The organism is Pseudoalteromonas shioyasakiensis (assembly GCF_024518675.1).
Classification (GTDB): domain Bacteria; phylum Pseudomonadota; class Gammaproteobacteria; order Enterobacterales; family Alteromonadaceae; genus Pseudoalteromonas; species Pseudoalteromonas shioyasakiensis_B.
This window is the reverse complement of the sequence record NZ_JANIGL010000007.1, coordinates 108,844-129,398: the sequence shown is the minus strand read 5'-3', so window position 1 is coordinate 129,398 and position 20,555 is coordinate 108,844. Positions and strand designations below refer to the sequence as shown.

At 37.4% G+C, this 20,555-nt stretch carries 19 protein-coding genes, 1 pseudogene and 1 riboswitch; of the genes and pseudogenes, 16 read left to right on the top strand and 4 right to left on the bottom strand.

Annotation, left to right across the window (positions count from 1 at the left end; all coding sequences use genetic code 11):
- Positions 1 to 14: 14 nt before the first annotated feature.
- From NQT69_RS17035 to NQT69_RS17020, 4 genes are all read left to right on the top strand, one after another.
- A complete protein-coding gene (locus tag NQT69_RS17035; protein WP_256828871.1) occupies positions 15 to 3,191 on the top strand; it encodes an efflux RND transporter permease subunit in 3,177 nt (1,058 codons plus the stop codon).
- A 154-nt stretch (positions 3,192 to 3,345) separates the two neighbouring features.
- Positions 3,346 to 3,429: riboswitch (cyclic di-GMP riboswitch) on the top strand.
- A 113-nt stretch (positions 3,430 to 3,542) separates the two neighbouring features.
- Positions 3,543 to 4,109 (top strand): chitin-binding protein, encoded by a 567-nt coding sequence (locus tag NQT69_RS17030; protein ID WP_256828870.1) that lies wholly within the window; start codon positions 3,543 to 3,545, stop codon positions 4,107 to 4,109.
- 123 nt (positions 4,110 to 4,232) lie between these two features.
- A complete protein-coding gene (locus tag NQT69_RS17025; RefSeq protein ID WP_256828869.1) occupies positions 4,233 to 6,314 on the top strand; it encodes a S9 family peptidase in 2,082 nt (693 codons plus the stop codon).
- A gap of 36 nt (positions 6,315 to 6,350) precedes the next feature.
- Positions 6,351 to 6,749, top strand: coding sequence for a hypothetical protein (locus NQT69_RS17020; protein ID WP_256828868.1), 399 nt, complete (start codon positions 6,351 to 6,353; stop codon positions 6,747 to 6,749).
- 33 nt (positions 6,750 to 6,782) lie between these two features.
- Here NQT69_RS17020 and NQT69_RS17015 read toward each other — a convergent pair whose 3' ends face one another.
- Positions 6,783 to 7,256, bottom strand: a complete 474-nt coding sequence (locus NQT69_RS17015) for a Dps family protein (RefSeq protein ID WP_256828867.1) — start codon at positions 7,254 to 7,256, stop codon at positions 6,783 to 6,785.
- A gap of 370 nt (positions 7,257 to 7,626) precedes the next feature.
- Here NQT69_RS17015 and NQT69_RS17010 point away from each other — a divergent pair, with 370 nt between their 5' ends.
- Positions 7,627 to 7,836, top strand: a complete 210-nt coding sequence (locus NQT69_RS17010; RefSeq protein WP_256828866.1) for a hypothetical protein — start codon at positions 7,627 to 7,629, stop codon at positions 7,834 to 7,836.
- 16 nt (positions 7,837 to 7,852) lie between these two features.
- On the opposite strand, the gene NQT69_RS17005 is transcribed toward NQT69_RS17010, so the two are convergent.
- Both NQT69_RS17005 and NQT69_RS17000 read right to left on the bottom strand, forming a co-directional pair.
- Positions 7,853 to 8,449, bottom strand: coding sequence for a PGAP1-like alpha/beta domain-containing protein (locus NQT69_RS17005; RefSeq protein WP_256828865.1), 597 nt, complete (start codon positions 8,447 to 8,449; stop codon positions 7,853 to 7,855).
- 28 nt (positions 8,450 to 8,477) lie between these two features.
- Complete coding sequence (locus NQT69_RS17000) at positions 8,478 to 9,014, bottom strand: YaeQ family protein (RefSeq protein WP_256828864.1); 537 nt, start codon at positions 9,012 to 9,014, stop codon at positions 8,478 to 8,480.
- A gap of 791 nt (positions 9,015 to 9,805) precedes the next feature.
- Here NQT69_RS17000 and NQT69_RS16995 point away from each other — a divergent pair.
- From NQT69_RS16995 to ylqF, 11 genes and pseudogenes are all read left to right on the top strand, one after another.
- Positions 9,806 to 10,747: a hypothetical protein gene (locus NQT69_RS16995; RefSeq protein WP_256828863.1), complete on the top strand. Its 942-nt coding sequence runs from the start codon at positions 9,806 to 9,808 to the stop codon at positions 10,745 to 10,747.
- Positions 10,669 to 11,403 (top strand): hypothetical protein, encoded by a 735-nt coding sequence (locus NQT69_RS16990; RefSeq protein ID WP_256828862.1) that lies wholly within the window; start codon positions 10,669 to 10,671, stop codon positions 11,401 to 11,403. The genes NQT69_RS16995 and NQT69_RS16990 overlap by 79 nt, the downstream gene beginning before the upstream one ends.
- The gene (locus tag NQT69_RS16985; RefSeq protein WP_256828861.1) at positions 11,387 to 11,665 is read left to right on the top strand and encodes a hypothetical protein; all 279 of its coding nucleotides are present in this window, start codon (positions 11,387 to 11,389) and stop codon (positions 11,663 to 11,665) included. The genes NQT69_RS16990 and NQT69_RS16985 overlap by 17 nt, the downstream gene beginning before the upstream one ends.
- On the top strand, positions 11,649 to 13,553 hold the full coding sequence (locus NQT69_RS16980; RefSeq protein ID WP_256828860.1) for an N-6 DNA methylase: 1,905 nt from the start codon (positions 11,649 to 11,651) through the stop codon (positions 13,551 to 13,553). The genes NQT69_RS16985 and NQT69_RS16980 overlap by 17 nt, the downstream gene beginning before the upstream one ends.
- A 95-nt stretch (positions 13,554 to 13,648) precedes the next feature.
- A complete protein-coding gene (locus tag NQT69_RS16975; RefSeq protein WP_256828859.1) occupies positions 13,649 to 14,074 on the top strand; it encodes a hypothetical protein in 426 nt (141 codons plus the stop codon).
- 13 nt (positions 14,075 to 14,087) lie between these two features.
- Complete coding sequence (locus tag NQT69_RS16970; protein ID WP_256828858.1) at positions 14,088 to 14,669, top strand: type II toxin-antitoxin system MqsA family antitoxin; 582 nt, start codon at positions 14,088 to 14,090, stop codon at positions 14,667 to 14,669.
- A 1-nt stretch (position 14,670) separates the two neighbouring features.
- Positions 14,671 to 15,147, top strand: a complete 477-nt coding sequence (locus NQT69_RS16965; protein WP_256828857.1) for a hypothetical protein — start codon at positions 14,671 to 14,673, stop codon at positions 15,145 to 15,147.
- Between the two features lie 326 nt (positions 15,148 to 15,473).
- Positions 15,474 to 15,608: pseudogene (locus NQT69_RS16960) on the top strand (single-stranded DNA-binding protein); the annotation flags it as partial.
- A gap of 99 nt (positions 15,609 to 15,707) precedes the next feature.
- Complete coding sequence (locus tag NQT69_RS16955) at positions 15,708 to 17,405, top strand: DUF4433 domain-containing protein (protein ID WP_256828856.1); 1,698 nt, start codon at positions 15,708 to 15,710, stop codon at positions 17,403 to 17,405.
- 34 nt (positions 17,406 to 17,439) lie between these two features.
- Positions 17,440 to 18,132 (top strand): macro domain-containing protein, encoded by a 693-nt coding sequence (locus NQT69_RS16950; RefSeq protein WP_256828855.1) that lies wholly within the window; start codon positions 17,440 to 17,442, stop codon positions 18,130 to 18,132.
- Between the two features lie 246 nt (positions 18,133 to 18,378).
- Complete coding sequence (gene ylqF / locus NQT69_RS16945; protein ID WP_256828854.1) at positions 18,379 to 19,332, top strand: ribosome biogenesis GTPase YlqF; 954 nt, start codon at positions 18,379 to 18,381, stop codon at positions 19,330 to 19,332.
- Between the two features lie 763 nt (positions 19,333 to 20,095).
- Here the strand turns inward: ylqF and NQT69_RS16940 are convergent.
- On the bottom strand, positions 20,096 to 20,368 hold the full coding sequence (locus NQT69_RS16940) for an ATP-binding protein (protein ID WP_256828925.1): 273 nt from the start codon (positions 20,366 to 20,368) through the stop codon (positions 20,096 to 20,098).
- Between the last annotated feature and the right edge of the window lie 187 nt (positions 20,369 to 20,555).

Here is a 20,555-nt window from a genome sequence, read left to right as displayed (position 1 = left end):
AAGGTGACTGCGTAATGAATAACACTGAACTACCCAGCTCAGAGCAACCTAGTGCAAGTGCTAACAAACAAGAAAAACAATCGGGATTAATAGCGTACTTTGCTAATAACTCAGTTGCAGCAAACTTGATGATGTTTTTTATTATCGCGATGGGCATTATCAGCTTTGCGACTATTCAACGTCAGATGTTTCCTAACATTGAAGTTAACTATATAACAATAAATGCCAATTACCCGGGGGCATCCCCTCAAGAGATGGAAGAAAGTATCTTAATTAAGATTGAAGAGTCTTTAAAAGATATTACTGAAATCAAAAAGGCCACATATCGTTCATTTCGCAATGCCGGCAGTGCACAGCTTGAAATAGATACCGATGCAGAGCTTACAGAGGTACTTGATAAAGTAAAACTCAGAGTTGATGGTATTGCCACGTTTCCGGCAGGAATGGAACCGGTCACCATAAGTCAAGTAGAGTTTCGTCAAGATGTGATAGGTATGACTCTGGTTGCAGACTTGCCATTGTTTGAGCTTAAACCCATCGCAAATCGTATTGAAGATGAGTTATTACAGCTATCGAATGTGTCTTTGGTGCAAAATGATGTACCACTTGATGAAATTGCCATTGAAATTGAGCCTGACACTCTACGTCGTTATAACTTAACCCTTAGTGATGTTGCCGCTGCTGTACGTAAATACTCAGCAAATTTTTCCGCAGGTCAATTAAAAACCGATGCTGGGATCATCTCAGTACGAGTCGAAAATCAACTTTACTCTGGTGAAGAGTTCCGCCATATCCCAGTTAAAATAGGTGAAAATGGTGCTAAAGTTTTACTGCAAGATATTGCTGTTATAAAAGACCAATTCACCGAAGGTGAGCGTTACTTTAAGTTTAACGGTGAAAATGCAGTTTATTTATCAGTTAAAGCAACGGAACAGCAAAGTATCATTCCGGTTGCTGATTCAGTTAAAGCATATATAGAGCAAAAGAATAAAGAGTTACCACCGGGAGTGCGTTTAGAGCCGTTAATGGACTTTACTTACTACCTTAATGCGCGCTTGGATATGATGGTTAACAATCTTATCCAAGGGGCTATTTTGGTGGCAATTATGCTATCAATTTTCTTGCGTTTTAAGCTTGCGCTATGGGTAATGATTGGTTTACCTGTGTGCTTCTTAGGGGCCATGATGATGATGCCATTATTTGGTGTCACGATTAACATCTTGTCATTATTTGCTTTTATTATGGTACTGGGAATAGTGGTGGACGACGCCATTGTCATCGGTGAAAGTGCCTACACCGAAATAGAGAAAAAAGGTGGTGGGGTTGTTAATGTAGTCAACGGTGCGAAAAAAGTCGCGACACCAGCTACCTTCGGGGTATTAACTACCGTTGCTGTATTTGCGCCATTTACTTTATCGACAGGACCTGAAAGTGCGTTCTTTTATGGTATAGCTGTGGTGGTCATGCTGTGCTTAGTGTTTAGTTTAATTGAGTCAAAACTGATCCTGCCTGCACATATTGCTCACACTAAGTTTCCTCCGATCAAACCTGATAGCTGGCGAGCTCGTTTTAATAAGCGATTTTTTGGCTTTGTAAATGGTCCTTATCGAGGTTTTATTGTGCGCTGTGTTGAATGGCGCTGGGCTGTATTCTCTTTATTTGTTGCCTTATTAATTATTACCTTTGCGCTGATTGCGTCTAACCAAGTGCGTACTGGGTTTATGCCAAAAATTCCGCATGATTATCCGCAGATTAATTTAGAAATGAACGACAACGTTTCAGATTTGCAAACTATTGAGGCAATTCGTGAAATTGAAGCCATGGTGGTAGCCGTTGATAAAGAAACTGAGCGAAAACATGGGCAAAAGTTAATTAGGGATGTTTTGGTTTTTAATCAGGGGCGCACTGAAGCTCAGTTACTTGCACCACTCGTAGAAGAAGACTTACGTCCATACAATGCATTTGAGCTGTCGCGCCGTTGGCGTGAACAAATGCCGGTGATTGCGGGTGTTAAGTCGTTAACGATTATCGATGATGTAAATGGCGGCGGCTTTGGTGATGGTGAATTTGGCTACTTGCTATATGGTTCAGATATCGACACGTTAAATGATGCTGGGCGTCGTTTTATTCAGCTTTTACAGCAACAAGAAGGCTTGTTTGATATTAGCTCAACGATTGACCCTGCTAGTAAAGAAGTGCAAATGAGCTTAAAGCCTGTGGCTTACGATCTTGGTCTAGATTTAGCAAATATTGCTAATCAAGTGGGTGCTAGCTTTTATGGTGGTGAAGCGCAGCGTGTAATTCGTCGCGGCGAAGAAGTGCGAGTGATGGTTCGTTACCCTAAGCTTACTCGCGAAGCATTTTCGTCACTCAAACACGCTGTAATCACAACGCCGCAAGGTAAAGAGGTATTACTTGGCGATGTGGTTGAGTTAACAGAAACTCCGGGGATCAGTTATATTCGCCGTGAAGGTGGTTACCGTACCGTTTATGTGTACGGCAATATTGATGAAGAAGTAATTGAACCTAACGAAGTCATAAACCAAGTAAGAGATACACTCTTACCGCAACTTAAAGATGAGTATCCTAGTGTTAAATCTGAGCTAGGTGGTGCAATTGAAGAGCAGCAAGCACAAGCTAATCAGCAAATAATGTTCTTCTTCGGTGGCATGATTTTGGTTTATATCTTGCTGGCTGTGCCACTTAAGAGTTACGCACAACCGCTAATTGTAATGTCAGTTATTCCGTTTAGTTTAACGGGGGCAATATGGGGGCATTTCTGGTTTGGTTTAGATCTGACCTTGATGTCTGGCTTTGGTATTATCGCAGCCGCCGGGGTCGTTATTAATGACTCATTGGTGATGACTGATTTTGTTAACCAAGCTCGTCGACAAGGTATTGCTATTAAAGATGCGGTTATTGAAGCGGGTTGTGCGCGCTTTAGGCCAATCCTACTCACGTCAATTACGACGTTTGCTGGGGTATTACCCATTATGTTTGAAACCAGCTTACAGGCGCGGTTTGTAATACCTATGGCGGTTGCACTTGGGTTTGCGGTGATGTTTGCTACGTTAATCACGTTGATTTTGGTGCCTTGCTTGTACATTATTATGAGCGATATTGGGGCTGTGTTTAAAGCTGGATTTAACAGGACGAAACGGATTTTCAATCGCAACAAACAAATAGCTTAAGCGTTATTATTTAAACAGCCAGCACCAAGTGCTGGCTTTTTTGTTTCAATAATCAAAGTGTTAATAGTTGCAGTATAAAGTAAGTGTTAAGGATTGGTTTTTAGTTTCGGTTACATTCTTTTGTTTGATCTTTATCTAGCCTAGCCGTATACTTTAGTTGTTTTGGCAAACTAATCGAAAGATTAGGACGCAAAGCTTCCGGTCTAAGGTTTTATACTAAGATAGCGGGGTTGCTACACAGGCATTCTCCTTCTCTGTGTATCACTTGCCTAAACTAGTAAAAAAGTATTTATTTTGTTCTGTAAATGTTGGATAGTACCTATTAAGTATTCATAAGGTGTTACTTTGTTTATGCATTCGTCATTGGCCTGTGGAAAATGGTCGGCAATAGGTTGCTTAAATCACCATACCCAATTATTTATTGGCGATACGGTGACAGTAACCTTTTATGACATGCAAGGAGAGCTAGTCGATTTATCGTTTGATTATAAAATCACTAATAGCGAACAAGGTGAGCCGCATAATTGGCCGCGCCGTATTGCTGAATATATTAATATGTACATTCCATTAATTGAAGCGGGCAAAATGACAGAGCAAGGTCTCGTTATTGGCTACCGCTCTAATCAAATATATGCGCTTGATGGTAGTGGTATCACGCGTGCAGAGTTAACGTTTCATTGTGTAGCTCAGTGCGACAACTGGGAACAGGCAAAACCTGCTTATGATTATGTTTATCCAGAGAAAAGTGATGACTACAACGCTGGCGTAAAAGTGTTGCAACCAAAAACGGGTTTAATTTATAAATGCAAACCTTGGCCTTTTGACCGATTTTGCAAAGTGAAAGAACAATATAACCCACTCTACGAACCAGGTGTTGGTCAGAGCTGGGATTTAGCTTGGCAACAAGTGCTTCAGTAGTTAAATGGTTTCCCCCCCTAATGCTATTTAGCATTTTCTGCCCACTCGTTTGAGTGGGCTTTTTTATATGATTTGAAAAGTTATGGTAAACTCAGAGCAACAAAAATTTTTATTGGTTACTCTGTGTCTCTATCAAACTTATCATTATCTGTACTAGCTAACGCCCCAGTTGCGCGTAAACAACCTCATACCTTAACAACTCATAATAAAGCGCGTGTAGATGATTATTACTGGATGCGTGATGATGATAGAGAAGAACCTGAAATACTTGAACATTTGGCCGCAGAAAATAGTTATTGTGATAATCAATTAGCCCCGATTAAATCGTTTCAGGCTGAGTTATTCGAAGAGCTCAAAGGCCGCATCGTTAAAGACGACAATAGCTACCCAGTTAAAGACGGTAAATATTGGTACCACTCAGAGGTGCGTGGTGATGATGAATATGCCCGCCACTACCGCAGTAGTGACATTAGCAGCAATGACAAACAACTGTTATTGGATGTTAATCATTTAGCGGATGGTTTTGAATTTTATGAACTGGGCGAAGTGGCCGTGAGTCCTAATGAACAGTTACTTGCTTATTCAGAAGACACCGAAGGCCGTCGTATTTATACCGTCAAGTTTAGAGTTATTGACGATGAGCGCTTGCTCGATGATGTACTGGAGAACACCGAAGGGCAAGTTGTTTGGGCGAACGATAATAAAACTGTTTTTTACGTTAAAAAAGATCTAAAAACCTTATTAGGCTTTCAAGTATATCGCCATGAATTAGGTACCTCGCAGGACGCCGATGTTCTTGTTTATGAAGAACACGACCGTAGCTTTTTCATGGGGTTGGGTAAAAGCCGTGATGAAAGCCTAATTATAATTGATTTAGCGAGTACTGAAACAAACGATACCTGGGTATTAGATGCAAACCGGCCAAGTGGAGAGTTTAATCAACTTATGCCTCGCGAAGAAGGTCATGAGTTTGATGTTGATAAACTCGGTGATACCTTTTACATAGTGACTAATTGGCGGGCAAAAAACTTCCGCTTAATGACAGCAACAACGGCAACAATCGCCGATAAAAATCAATGGCTAGAGCATACTGCACATCGTGACGATGTATTGTTAGAAGGGGTCGAGATATTTAACCAGTACGTTGTACTGACTGAGCGAGCGCTGGGGCAAACACGTTTCGTTGTCGTTGATCAACAACAGCAACGTATGGCGTTAGAGTTTGATGATCCCTGTTATTACGCTGCGATAGCCATGAATCCTGAAAGTAATACCAGCAAGGCACGCATTTATTATTCTAGTCTTACTACACCGGGTTCACTGTATGAAGTGGATTTAAAAACCGGTGTGAAAACGCAGTTAAAGCAACAAAAAGTAGTGGGTGATTTTAAAACTGAAAATTACGCTTCTGAGCGCTTAATGGTGACAGCTCGCGATGGTGAGAAAATCCCTGTGTCCTTGGTTTACCGTAAAAGCACGTTCAATAAAGACGGCAGTAATCCATTATTTCAATATGGTTATGGTGCCTATGGCATTACTATCGATCCAAGCTTCTCAAGTACTGCCCTTAGCTTACTTGACCGCGGTTTTGTCTATGCAATTGCCCATGTCCGTGGCAGTGAAATGCTAGGGCGTCATTGGTACGAAAATGGTAAAAAGCAGCACAAACAAAATAGCTTTAATGATTTTATAGATGTCACTCAGGCCTTGTTAGCGCAAGGATATGGTGCAAAAGATAAAGTATTTGCCTCAGGTGGCAGTGCTGGCGGGTTATTAATGGGCGCCGTGGTTAATCAAGCACCTGAACTTTATTTAGGTATAGGTTGCCACGTTCCATTTTTAGATGTATTAACGACTATGTTGGATGAATCTATACCGTTAACTACTAATGAGTATGATGAATGGGGCAACCCGAACGATCCTGAATATTATGATCTAATAGCTGCGTATTCTCCGTATGATAATATTGCTGCGCAGGACTACCCAAATATTTTAGTGACTACGGGTCTACATGATTCGCAAGTGCAATATTGGGAGCCAATGAAATGGGTCGCAAAGATGCGAGAATATAAAACAGACAATAATATTTTAGTCTTTAAAACGGATATGGATGCAGGCCACGGTGGCGCATCAGGGCGCTTTAAAAGCCTAGAAGAAAAAGCCCTTGAAATGGCATTTTTTATTAGCTTAAGCTTATCCAATTAATTAAAAATAGTGTAGGTGCACTTTTAAGGTAGAGCAATGTTTAACGCGCATGGTGATTGGCAATATTCAATCGAGCCGCCAATTATTTTTATTAAAGTGATTGGCAGTTTTAATACGGAAGGTGTTCAAGCTTTCACTAAAGCTGTTTTTACTGATCTTGCGCAATTACCTGCTAACTCTATTGAATACGCCGTAATTAATCTTACAGAGTTCGAGCTAACTACTGCGGATAGCTTAGCTGTAACCAAAGAGTATTTTCATGGTGTAAAAGCGCGTGGCTATAAGCAGGTTGACTACATTCAACCAACTCTCATAGCAAAAAATATGCTGGAAAGTATTTGGCGCGGCAGTGATATGAATATACAGTTTTATCCTACTGTGCAAAGCTACCTAGAAAAGCACCCTGATTATGAATATGTAAAAAATTGGCTGTAAAAGCAAGGCCCTCAATTGAGGGCCTTAATGATTTTAATCTAAGTATGCTTTTAGCATCCAAACGAGTTTTTCTTGCTCGGTGATATAATCACCCATTAATGAAGCTGTGCCTTCATCATCGGCTTCACCAGCTTGAGCTAAAATTTCACGCTGCATTTTAATTAGTGTGCTGTAACCTGCTAATAAATTCTCAACAGCGGTAACACCATCGCTGATACCTTTTGCTTCTTTAATTTCGCTGATCTCTAAATAATCAGAGAATGCATGGAGTGGCGCGCCATCAAGGGTTAAAATACGCTCTGCGATTTCATCTACTTTTAAAAGTAATAAGTTGTAAATCTCTTCAAACTTTACATGTAACTCAAAGAAGTTACGGCCCTTGATATTCCAATGAAAACTGCGCGCATTCATGTATTGAATTTGATAACTGCTTAACAGAGTATTGAGTGATTTTACGATATCTTCACTTTTTGCGCTGTTAAGACCTATTGCATTTACCTGTGACATATTCTTCTCCTTAATAAAACTGTTAAGTGTGTTACTCGGTGACTAGAGCTAAGTATCAGCCATTATTGCTTATCTGTAAAATGGTTAATATCAATAATGTTGATAGGTTTTAACTATCATAAGTTGAGCCTAATAAGTTTTACAAATTACTATGCTATTCAAATCTATAATAGACATGGGACTTAATTTTACAAAAACCACCCCTAATAATGAAAACACCTACTTGCTGATTAAAAATAGATGAAAATTATGATCTAGAGCAAACTTTTTATCACATTATAAACGGTGACGTAGCTGATTTGATTTAGGTCAATAGTTCAGTTTTTAGACGCTGCATACTGAACCCAGTTAAACAATTGGGAGATTGCATATGCAAACTAAAACAGAAAAAGAAAGTAAAATGGAATTGGTTGTTATTGGAATCGCATTGCTAGCATTTGTTGTTGGGTTAGTCGGTCACTTAGCCGGGGCTAGCTTTGCCAACTTTAACACCTTTGGTTACATTGCCGCGCCAACACCACTCATATTAGCAATTATTGCATTTGTAGCTTACAAGGTCGCTGCAAGTGCAGAAGATTAAACAATCAGCGTTCAGGTTAAATAAGCAGTTCAACAATGTAATTCATAACTTGGCGTGAGTAGATCATACCTGTGTGACTTAAATGAAACACTTTATGTTCTGCCATGCCATTAAGCTTTGTCTCGTCTAGTAGTACGGTGCCATCTGATTGGCTGCCTCTAGCGATTAATGGCATTAAGCCCAAGGGTAAATCGCCAGCAATGCTGTAAAGTTTAGCGTTAAAAGGCCAATCACCATTTTTAGACAGTAAAAATTCGACGCTATTTTTTAAAAATACATCAAAGCCTTTTTGTTGCATCTGATGCGCAATATGGCTGCCTTTATGTGGAGTGCCTAAGGTGATGACCTTTGTAACATTATTACTTTGTGGCGAGTGTGCTTCTAGATATGCACGTGCGACTAAACCGCCCATAGAGTGGCAGACCAGCGCAGTCTCTTTATCACCAATAAATGTATCTATTTGCTTAAAAATAGTGTCACGATCAGGTGTAAGAGTATTATAAGTTAGGTTTAAGATACGTAACCCTGCTTTTTCAAGGCGTGAGCACAGCGGGCGCATGACAAAGCCAGACATATACAATCCATGTAATACCACAACTTGTTTAACAGCCATACAACCTCTTAGTCTATCGAATCTACAATCACATTAATTGTACTGGTTTTATTTCAATGTTAACTGAATCAGAGCTCACCCATACATCACCATCTTGAACCGTAATGGTTAGTGAGATATTACGATCAACCATTGCAGCAAGTGCTTGTGTAGCAGCAAAGTCTAAACTATAAATGCTTAAGTTTTTAAAATCATACAACTTAGGTTGATGTTTTTGCCACCAAATAGCTTGGTTATTTTCACCATAAGTATAAAGCACGACTTGTTTTGATTTATTGCAGGCCTTTTTCAAGCGCTTTTCATCGGGCAGTCCCAGCTCCACCCATAGCTCAATCTCATCACTGTAGTTTTTATGCCACAGCTCTGGCTCATCATCAGCACATAAGCCCTTAGTAAACTCAAGCCCTTCACATGCATTGAGTGCATATGCAAGGAGCCGGATCATCAAGCGCTGCTCATTTTCAGACGGATGCTGGGCCAAAGTTAAATTGAAATCTTGATAGATGTGGCGATCCATATCGCTTAGCGATAATTGCGCTTTAATAATGGTAGATTTAAGAGCCATAACAGTTTATTTAAAAAAATTTGCGCCAGTATAGCGCATTAATACCCAAACCACCTCAAGATACAGAGCCCAGCGTTTCACAGGGGGTTAATACCAAGGCGTAACTTTGCAAAATAGGCAGGTGTTGTCTTTAAGCCATACTGCTGGGAGTAAGTGTGTGAAACGTCCCAAGGATTGGTTTAAAAGCGATTGATACTGCGTTATTGATTTTAACAATAGAACCACTATTACTTGCAATCAATGCCTTGCCTAAATCATTTTTAATTCCAACTGAAACTCAGATCTTAAGGTGGTTTGGGTATATCCTTATCCAGTTAAACATTACATACGTTTAATCAAATTAAAAAAGAATAGAAAATACAATTTTTTAATGCAGGTGGTTACTTTTTATGATGAAAGCTAAGTACCCGTAAATACATGTCTGAACGCGAAACTAGTTTAGTTAATGTGTTACTTTTTGCATTTAGTTATATTATGTTGATTGTCTATAGCATCAATTTTTTACTGACAAAGTAAAAAAGATTTAGAGAGGCAATCCAAAAAGACTACAACTCGTATTTATAAGCTTATCGTTGATAATTCTGAGGTGACTTCCTCTGTGATATGAGATGGTATAGCAAATGATGTAACGCTTTTATGATTGTTGTTAGCTTCCTTGACTAGCAAGATATAAAATAATAGGTTGCATACGGGGGTAGAACCCTCGCGTAATGTTTTGCATAAATATAAGCTTCATAATGACTGAGTACTGCTTGATAGAGCATACGGATACATAAAGGAATATTATTAACATGGCAGCAATTTCCTTACCTTTACCTGGTAATGCATTACATCCAGAAGCTCAAATATTAGACTTTGAAAAAATTGCTACATTTATTGGTGGAAATGGTTCTGGTAAATCATCAATTTTGAAATCTATTTTTGATGAAAAACTAAAGCCAGGCAGCACTCTCTACGAAGATTATAAAGTGGTTTGTTTTTCTTCAGGGCAAAACGAAAGCTATTCTGAGCGATTTGCTCATTATTTAAATACTGAGCGAGCGAACAAAAGAGCGCTTAGCTTAGATTGTTTTTACTATGACAAATCACTAGCGAAACTTTTAATTTTCTTATCTACAACAGGCGATCATAGTGGCTTAGTACGTAAGTTTTTAAGGCAAAATAACTACGTTGTTGAAAATGACTTCGATGAAGATGAGTCAACAAAGTTATCTTTTGACGTTAAAGTTGATAAAGCCTACCTAGAACAGGTGAAGCAGGCAAGTAAGGAAGAAGCGAGCGGTAATAGCGATGTTATTACAAATAAAGCATATCACCAGACTTTAAGTAATTTTATTAATAGTCTAATTGATGATAGCTATGATTTTAGAGATTCAATAGCTCTTAAAACGGTTAGCTTATCTCAAAGTAAAATTTCCGAAGTATCTTTTGAAACTGATGAACAAACCTCTTTTGATTCGAAAACAATGTTCTTTACACAAGCCGCTGATAATGATTACTTCATTGTTAGAAGTAGTATTAAGATTGAGTTTTCAACGGGTAATGAATGGGAGGGTGAGGGCACTAAAACTTTACGCTTGGAAGATATGAGTGATGGCGAATATCAACTGCTTTTTCTTTATGCACTAGTGGATCTGTTTGATAGAGAAACACTTTGTTTTTATTTGATGAAGCTGACTCGCATCTTCACTATAAAAATATTGGTAATCTCTGGGACGTATTTCAGGGGTTAGAAGGTAAAGTTATTACTACTACCCATTTATTAGATTCTATTTCAAAAGCTGGGATAGACAAATTAAAGGTTATTGAGTGTGGTTTTATCCAAAATAATGACTCTGCTTTTAAGCTAACACAGAGGCTAGAATCCCTCTCTGAGGTTCAATCAATTCAATTTAAACTCGTCTCAATGTATAGAAATGTGGTTTTAATAGATCATGCACACGACTGGGAAATTTTTAAAATTTTAGTATTAAAAAAGTTAGGTGTCGATCAAGGGAGTACTGCAGAGATATTACATAATTTGTCTAGTTTCATTTGTTTAAGTGTTAGTTCTGGATATAAAGAAGAATATGAAAAGCAGAAGTTTGCAGACAATAAGATCACTTGGTTGAGTAATTTTGAGAACCACTACAAGTATTTAGATAGCTATACTCGAAATGTTTTCATGATTTGTGATCGTGATGATTACCCTCTGGGGCTTATAGGAACCACTAAGATTCCATTAATTGTTAACAAGCATGAAAATTTCACTCCTAAAAAACCAGAGGGTAAAAAGAAAAAAGGTAGCAAGTCTCTATCCAGCACATCATTACTTTCTTGGAGACGACGAGAAATAAAGCAATTATCTATTGTCTCAAACAGTATTAGGAGATTTGTCTGTAGATATTAATAGTAGATTGCATCCTCATGAGCAGTTGAAAGTTAATAAAAATGGTGATTTAGACGAAGGTGGAAATTTTAATGATTCTTTAGCTAAATTGAGTTCTGAGTTAGTTAAGGGAGTAATCGATCCTTTTGTAAATATAGAAGGAAAAGGATTTTGTATTGAGAAGACTCAAAATTTTGTATCTCGTATGCCTAAAGAAGAAATAAGCGAAGATATTGTAAATATGTATAAGTATTTGGTGGCCACTAATGAAAAATTCCAATAATAAATTGGCACGTATAGTTGAGTTGCTGAGAAAAGATACAGGTATCAACAATTCAATAGAGCAACTATCTTTATTGCTTTTAATAAAGTATTTTTATGACGTTGCCTCTAATAGTCAGAGTGACATTTGCAGAAGCTCATTTAGGGGGCTATTCTCCGAAGTTAATGGCTTAGGACACGGGAAAATAAGTAATGATTTTTCTATTATAAAAAGCATATTCCATGAAGTAATTCGTGGTAACGAAAGTTTTTTTGATAAGTGTTTGTTAGGTGATAATAGTTGGAGAAATATTGACGTTATATTTAATAATATTCCACTTCGTATTCGCTCTTTAAAAGTTTTAGAGGCCGCGTTATATGAATTGGAAGATCTTGATTTTTACGAATTCTTGAGCGTTGATTTTGATCAGTTGTTATTAAGTATGGTTAAAGATTCAAGCTCTTCTGGTGCATTTCATTCTCCAAAGCCTTTAGTTGAGGCGATGGTTAAAGTAAGCAATCCCAGCCCTCAAACAAGTATCTATGACCCCGCGATGGGCACTGGGCGTGCGTTTGTGGAAGTTGAAAAACACTTATCTAAAACTTATGAGGATAGGAGTTTTAAGGCAATAGGGAACGATATTAGTCCTTTTGCTTATTTAATTGGGATACTTAATTTACTTTTAAATGGCATTGATATTAAACAGATATCGTTATCCGATTCTTTACTAATTAAAGATGACTTAAAGTACGACCTTATTCTTTCAGGTGTGCCATTTGGTAAAGCCTCTGACATTAGTAAATACGAGTATTACTACAATGGATACACTGGCAATTTAGAGGCTATGTTTCTCAAACATGCAATGGATAAGTTGGCGAAAAATGGCAAAGCGGCCCTGATTGTTCCTGATGGCCTTTTGTTTAATAAGGCTAATCAGCTTGATGTTTTGAGGGGCCAATTATTAACTCAGTTTAATTTGCACTCTATTTTAAGCCTTCCGGAAGGAGTTTTAGCACCATATACAGGGGTTAAGGTTAGTGTACTGTTTTTTGAAAACTCAATGCCAGGGAAAGATATTTGGTTTTATGAGTTAAATACTGCGAAGCCTTTGAATAAACTTAACTCAATTAATGATAGTGACTTTGAAGAGTTTATTTCTCAGTTTGAAAGTAGAAGTGTAGGTGAAAATTCTTGCCTAATAGATAAAAAGTCCCTATTAGCAGACGAAACCTTTAACCTTTCGTTTTCATTACAAAAAAAAGAAGAGAAGTTTAGTTTTGATAAGCTAGAAAAAATTAATTCATTAAAGAAAGACCAATTAGCTCTAGTTGAATTAATTGAAAGTTGTTTTAAAAATGCATCAAAAAATATAGATGTCGAACATTTCACAGATGTGGCTATTAAGAGTGTCTGTGATCTCAGGAGTGGGGCTAACCTTAATAAATCTGAAGTATTAAGTAATGGATCATACCCAGTTTTTGGAGGTAATGGGATTATAGGCTATTACGAAGAAGCAAATAGATTTAGTGGTTCAATCGTTATTGGAAAGGTTGGAATGTATTGTGGGAATATTCACTTATCACCCGGACCACATTGGTTAACCAGTAACGCCATAAGTTTAGAAGTAAAAGATGACAAAAGTGTGTTCACACCGTATTTAGCTCATTTATTACAGAGTATGAACCTAAATCAAATTGCTACAGGTACTGTGCAAAAGTTCATATCAATTAAGCAGCTAAATAGCATAGTAATTTCTCTTCCTAGTTATGATAAACAGGTTGAGCTAAGTAATTGGTTTAATTTATTAAAAGAAAATAAAAAATCGATCCAAAGTCTTTTATCGGAGTTCAGTAAAGATCTTGAGTTGTTTACTGAGAATTCTATTTTGGAAAAAACCCTCAAGTTTTAGAGATTACACAGCAGTTGAATTAAAGATTTAATTATAAGTAGAGTTAGTTTGAACTAAAGTGAGAAAATTTTGACTAATAAAGTGGACTTACCATTATGGTAAGTAGTAAAATCGTCAGCCAATATTCTGGTGAGCTACCTAAATCTGATAAAGATCGTAAGATTAAAGGCCAAACAACGCCTCTTTATGGATCATCAGATGTTTTAGGTTTGCTTGCTCAAGGTAAGCTCATTCCGTGGTCCAACGGATGCGCAAGAGATATGCAAAAGTGGTGTTTAGATCAAGATGATATTGAGTCTTTAACTAAGTATGCAATTGAATATGGTCAGTACTTAGGATCTGAGTGGTGCCAACCTAAACCAAATGGGACTTGGGCTGCATGCGATGCTTATCGGTTTATACGCAAAGAGTGGAATGAAAATGCGTATAAAGAAATGGATTTTGAATATTATATTAAAGTAGCGATTGGTAAGACCGGCAAAGTATTACTTTTAGCCTCTTGCCATCCTTCTGGTTCTTGATAGGAGAACGAAAATGAAAAATACTTCTGTATGTTCAATATGTGAAGAGGGTGAGTTACACGCTCATGTTGGTTCTAACCCTGTTGAATATAAAAATACTCATAAAGAATTGCCAATGCATTACAGCGAGTGTGATTACTGTGGTTCTGAAATCACTCTGCCTGAACAATCGCGTACAAATAAAAGATTGATGATCGCGTTTAAAAAAGAAGTCGATGGTTTACTTACAGGTAGTCAGTTAAAAGAGTTACGTAATACTCTTGGTTTAACACAAGCCGAAGCCGCTCGTATTTTTGGTGGTGGCCCGGTCGCCTTTTCAAAATATGAAGCTGATGACGTAACTCAGTCTGAGGCAATGGATAAGCTATTGCGAGTTGCGCATGATGTACCGGTAGCCTTTGAGTACTTAAATCATACTCATACATACAAAGAAGCACGAATTCGCCCTGTACCAACTCATAAATGGAGTTGGACCTCTTTCACTCAATCGGTAGTTAGCAGTGAAAAACCTCGTCAAAAAGTGACAGTTATTAGCTCTAATACGCTTAAAGGCGGCCAAGGTTATACGCAGTCACAGTTACAGGCAGTTGGCTAAAATGAATAAAGACACTTTACAAAAAGCGATTGAAAACTTACAAATTCAAGACTTATACGTGCGCAATGTGAATGCACAATGTAGTGATGGCTTTGATCCAAAGTACTCTAATCTAGATGGCTGCATCATTCAGAGCAAGCACTTAGTAACAAAGTCTGAAACGATTCAAAATGACGATGGTGATTTATTATTTCGTGTGTTTGTCGAAGTAGGAGTGAAGTGGGTCAAAGAGGAAAGCGAAGATGCTGACATGCTAGCTTTAATAGAAAGCGAGTTTGTCGCGGAGTATTTACTGAAGGCTGAAATAGGCCCTGAGTGCTTAGACGAATTTGCTCTTAATAATGTTAGTTATCATGTTTGGCCTTACTGGAGAGAACTACTTTCTGCTCAGTGTGAGCGAATGAGATTACCACGTATATTATTGCCAATGACACAGATAGCTCAAAACCAAGATGATTTAAAAAGTAACCCAAAATAATTACAGTTAACATAAATAGCTGATTCGACTCTCAGCTATTTATGCCACTTTTAAAGCGATGTAGCCTAGAGTGAACTTACTCTAAATAACTTAAGGAAAAGGGAATGACAAAAGAATATATAAGGAATTGTGCATGGGGTTATTCATGTGACCAAAAATGGGATAAGTTAACTGCAACTCATATTTCTGTCATAAAATTTTGCGAAGCCTGCCAAAGAGAAGTATACCGTTGTGATACTCAAGAAGAGCTTGCCGAAAACATTACTTTAAATAGATGTGTTAATTTTTCGAGTGATATAACAAACATCATAGATACTGGATCTTTACAAGGTGAGTCATCTCAACCATATACAGGTTTCGCTCCAAAGCCTTCACAAGATGCTCCTAATAAAAAAAGTGGGTTTAGCTCATCTGACTCTATGGAACCCACAATCGATTTTGATGATGATATCCCGTTCTAGCTAATAAAAAATGCAAAGTAAGTAATGGAGACTCAATTCTCAACTTGGAAAGATTGGAGTTTTTTTATATGGATATAGTTCAAGCATGTTGGTAGTCAAATGAATTGGTTAAGTCATCTGTGGGTTAAGACTAAAAAAATTGCCAGTTTATATACTGGTACATTTATTTTTGTAATGTTTCTTAATCAATTACTCTTTTTTGGTTTGTGTTTAAATCCAATCTGCTTGATAGCAGCCATGCCTCATGTTTTATTAATTACAGTTGTTTTAGGCACCCTAATTAATAAGCTCACAAAAAATCCATCAGTTGATAAAGAAGCAGCTCACAAAAATAACACGAGGTCTGCTAAAAGCATATCTTCAGAGGGTGTAAGCAATAATAACTCCGCTGAAATACCTATTTCAGATCGTTTAGTAAATTTTGCTGAGTCTGTTAATGAGAAGGCTGTAAAGTTTGAGGAAGGCGCTAAGGCTTTTAACAGAAGAATACAGCAAGAGGTTTTGGCGGCTGAGCTTGAGGCGAATAAATTATACGCATCTAAAGGCAAGGAAGAGTCAAAACCTGTTAGAGCACAATCTAAGAAAGATGAGGTAGTTCATAAAAAAGCCTGTAATGAAAATAGTAAGAGTGAGCATATAGGAAAATATGAAGACCCAAATAACCATAGTCTTTTTTCTGAAGAGAAGAAAGTAAGAGGGTTAACTCATCACTTTCAGAATGAGTTTCATAAATTAAAAGTCTCAAAAAATTATGAGCTGTCGAAACTTGAAAGTGTAGAGAGAGAAAACAGGTTAGTTATTAATCCTCACGGCGATGCTTCAGAGCTACTGCAAAAAAAACACCAGAGAGTAGGGCTAGCTAAAGCTAAGCATCAAATAAAATCAAAGTATAAGTTAAGAGAATCCATTTTAAGGCGTAAGGATGCCATTGAATGTGCCAATAGAAGCGCTGAAACGAATGCAAGAGCAGAGTTAGTTTCAACAACAACGTTATGTAGGAATAACGGTATTAAAAATAGAAATGGCTTTTTTAAGCACTTAATCGAAATTGGCCTAATTTTCTTTGAAAATAAGAAGTACTACTTAACAAACAAAGGTAAACAGTTCGGTGGTATGTATAGAGAAAATGATAAAAATGAACGTTGGATTGTGTGGTCGAATGATGCACTTAATGATGTGATCTTTAACTTTAAGCTCTCTTCACTTGAAAGGGTAAACATTAGTTATTTAATGCACATTACACACATTGCTAACCTTCAAGGCATACTTTCTAAAGGCTTATTAAACCATAATAATAAAGCACAAAAAGTTGATATAAGTAATGGGTTGGTAAATGCAAGGCGTGCAAAGAAAGAGCCTATATATAAATACTCAGTTCATGACTACGTACCTTTTTATTTTAATGTTAAAAATGCCATGTTGTTCCAAGTTCAAAAAGAGTTTGGAGAAGAGGTTATTATTTTATCCTTTCGGAAAGAAATTATAGCATCCCCTAAAGTTATTTTTTCGAGGGGGAATGCATCCTCACTAAGTACAACTTTTACGCCTGACATAAATGAGCTAGCTTTCTTTAATTGGTCTAAGGTGTTTAGCTCAAGCTGGAGCCAAAATGGGGTTATAGATTTAGAATTAAAATCAATAATGATGAGTGAATGCTTAGTTTATGAAAAGGTAGATATTAATAACCTTTATTGTATTTATTGTCAGAATGTAATTGTACAGCAAAGGGTTAAAAATCTTTGTGAAGATAACAAAATAGATATTGGTGTTGTTGTTGACTCGAAATTGTTTTTTTAGCATCACATTTAGATTTATTAATTAAGGTACTGTTATGGGCGTTAAAGTAATAAGTGGGAACATATTTAACTCTAAATGCGATTTTTTAGTAAACCCAGTTAACTGTGACGGCGTTATGGGGGCAGGTTTAGCTTTAGAATTTAAATTACGCTACCCAGAAATGTTTATAAAATACGAGGCTCTATGTGAGGCAAAAAAACTAAATATAGGGCTCCTGTGGATATATAAATCAGAGCTTAGATCGGTTTTAAATTTTCCGACTAAGTTGAGCTGGAAATACCCGTCAAAAGAGTCATACCTTAACCAAGGCCTTAAAAAATTTGTAGATACCTATCAAATTAGAAATATAGAATCGATAGCTTTTCCTATTTTAGGCGGGGGGCGAGGTGGGATAGATAGCGACGTTAGCCTTGCTATTATGCAGTTATACCTATCAGAGCTTAATATTGATATCGAAATTTATGACTATTCAGCAACAGCTAATGATGATTTGTATATCGAATTTGCTAAAAAAATAACGCTTTTATCAAGTGAACAAATATCAGTAGAGAGCGGAGTTAAAATTATCTATATTGAAAGAATTTTAGAAGCAATTAAGGAAGGCCGTATATATCAGCTGAATCAGCTTTTATCGATACAAGGCGTTGGGATCAAAACAGTTGAAAAAATATTTGCATACAGTCAAAAGCTAGATGTGTGTGTTAAGCAAAATGATTTATTTTCTTAAGAGTTAACGAAAAGAGAAGCTAAAAGCTTCTCTTTTATGCCACAATTTTTAAGCTGCAATGTAACTTATTGGATTTATGCAAATTATGGAAAGTCCAAATAAAGGTATAAATTTAATCAAGAATTAGATTGCTATTTTGTAGTAAACTCTACCAATAAACCAAAAGTACAAAAGCATAGTTTTACTTTTAGTACCCACATTAGTACCCATGGCCTACGGCCTGAAATTAAAGGTCATATAAATCAAATGAGTAGAGCAGGAATACAGTGGTTCCCTGGGCATATGAACAAAGCCCGTAATGAAATTAAAGAAATCATGCCACAGATGGATGTGATCATTGAAGTGCTTGATGCGCGCATTCCTTACAGTAGTGAAAATCCAATGGTAACAAGTCTGCGCGAAGGCAAACCGGTCATCAAAATTTTGAATAAGGCTGATTTGGCTGATCCTAAAATGACCCAGGCGTGGAAAGATTACTTTGAGCAAGAAAGTGGTGTAAAAGCCATTGCGTTCGGTAATGATAAAGCGGGGCAAGTTCATAGTATTAATGAATTATGTAGAAAGCTGGTGCCACATAAAGTGGGTGCTGATAAGCAAATTAAAGCCATGATCATGGGCATCCCGAATGTGGGCAAGTCTACGCTGATTAATACCTTAGCAGGTCGTATAGTGGCAAAAACGGGTAACGAACCTGCGGTAACCAAAGCGCAGCAACGTATTAAACTTGAAGATGGTATTATGCTTTACGATACACCAGGTATGTTATGGCCTAAAGTGGAAAACGAAAACTCGGGTTATCGCCTTGGGGCAACGGGTGCGATTCGTGATACCGCGCTTGATTATGAAGAAGTAGCCAGTTATACCGCTGAATATTTATTGCATGCCTACCCTGAGCTTTTGCAGGCGCGTTATAAAATTGATGAATTACCGCAAAGCGATTGGGAATTTGTTGAGATGGCGGGCAAAAAGCGCGGTTGTATTCGCGGTGGTAATCAAATCGATACTTATAAAATGTCAGAAATTCTTATCAATGAATTACGTGATGGCATAATTGGTCGAATTACCATGGAAACACCAGCCATGCGTGAAGAGGAAGAAGTAATGGTTGCTGAACTTCGCGCTGCAGCTGAAGCCAAAAAAGCAGCGAAAGAAGAAGAGAAGAAACAACGCCGAGCGCGAGCACGAAAAAATCGTCGTTAACTTTTGCTAAAGTTCTTCAAGCCATAAATCACAGACATAAAAAAAGCCCGTAAGGGCTTTTTTAGTTTCATATCAACCGTCACCGATATGAGCAATGTAGCAAGTAAAATAGTAGGGCGGTTACCCGTTATCAACATCAAGGGGCGTTGCGATTAATAACAGGTAACCATAGCTTTAACGTGGGCTACACGTTGTTTCAGGGTCGAGAAACAAATTCAGTTTATTCCGTACAAGCCGTAGTGCGTTATCGTCTTGTTGATATTGATTATCAGTTAGATTTGACTAAGTGTCAACAGCTATTTGAAAATAATTCTCATTAAGTTTAATTTGTTGTTTTTCTTTATTTTATTTAGATAATTACAGAAAGAATAAATGTGGTATGTGAATTTTAGACATAAAAAAAGCCCGTAAGGGCTTTTTAGTTTCATATCTACCGTCACCGATATGAGCAATGTAGCAAGTAGGGCGGTCATCTGGTATCAACATCAAGGGGCGTTGCGGTTAATAACAGATAACCTTAGCTTTTAATGTGGACTACACATTGTTTCAGGGTCGAGAAACAAATTTATTCTGTACAAGTCGCAATACTCTATCGCCTTGTTGATATTGATTATCAGTTAGATTTGGTGAAGTGTCAATAGCTATTTGCAAATAGTTATCATTTATTTCATTTGTGCATTAAAGATACAAATAAAACAAATACTTAGTACAAGAAAAGAGCATAAATGGTCATAGCTTGTTCGTTATGGTTAGGACTCTCTATTTATTTGAATGCCGTAAGTGTAATTAAAACTAAAGTACCTGGTGAGCTTTGTCGTGCTCTGATGCTCAGCTCGCCCACTTGGTTGCGTATCAATTCGCGACTGATCACGAGGCCGATTCCTGCGCCTTGTGCTTTGGTTGAGTAAAATGGCACAAAGAGGTTATCGGGGTTGGCAATGCCCGTGCCGCTGTCAGTCAGTTCGATCACAACGCCCTCATTTTGCTGTTGCCAGTTAAGCGTGTCTTTGCTCGCACGCATGCCAAGAGTACACATCAATGGCTTAGCGATCCATAATATAGAAATCAGGGTATTGTAAATTAAACTAATAAGTAATTAAGTATATATTGTTCATGAACTTTATGGTGTTAATGCTTTTTACACTGATCAATGCAGCTTAACTTCTAAATATTTCGTTAATTTCACGTTAACACTATGCTCCGATTTAGATCGTAGTAGGTAG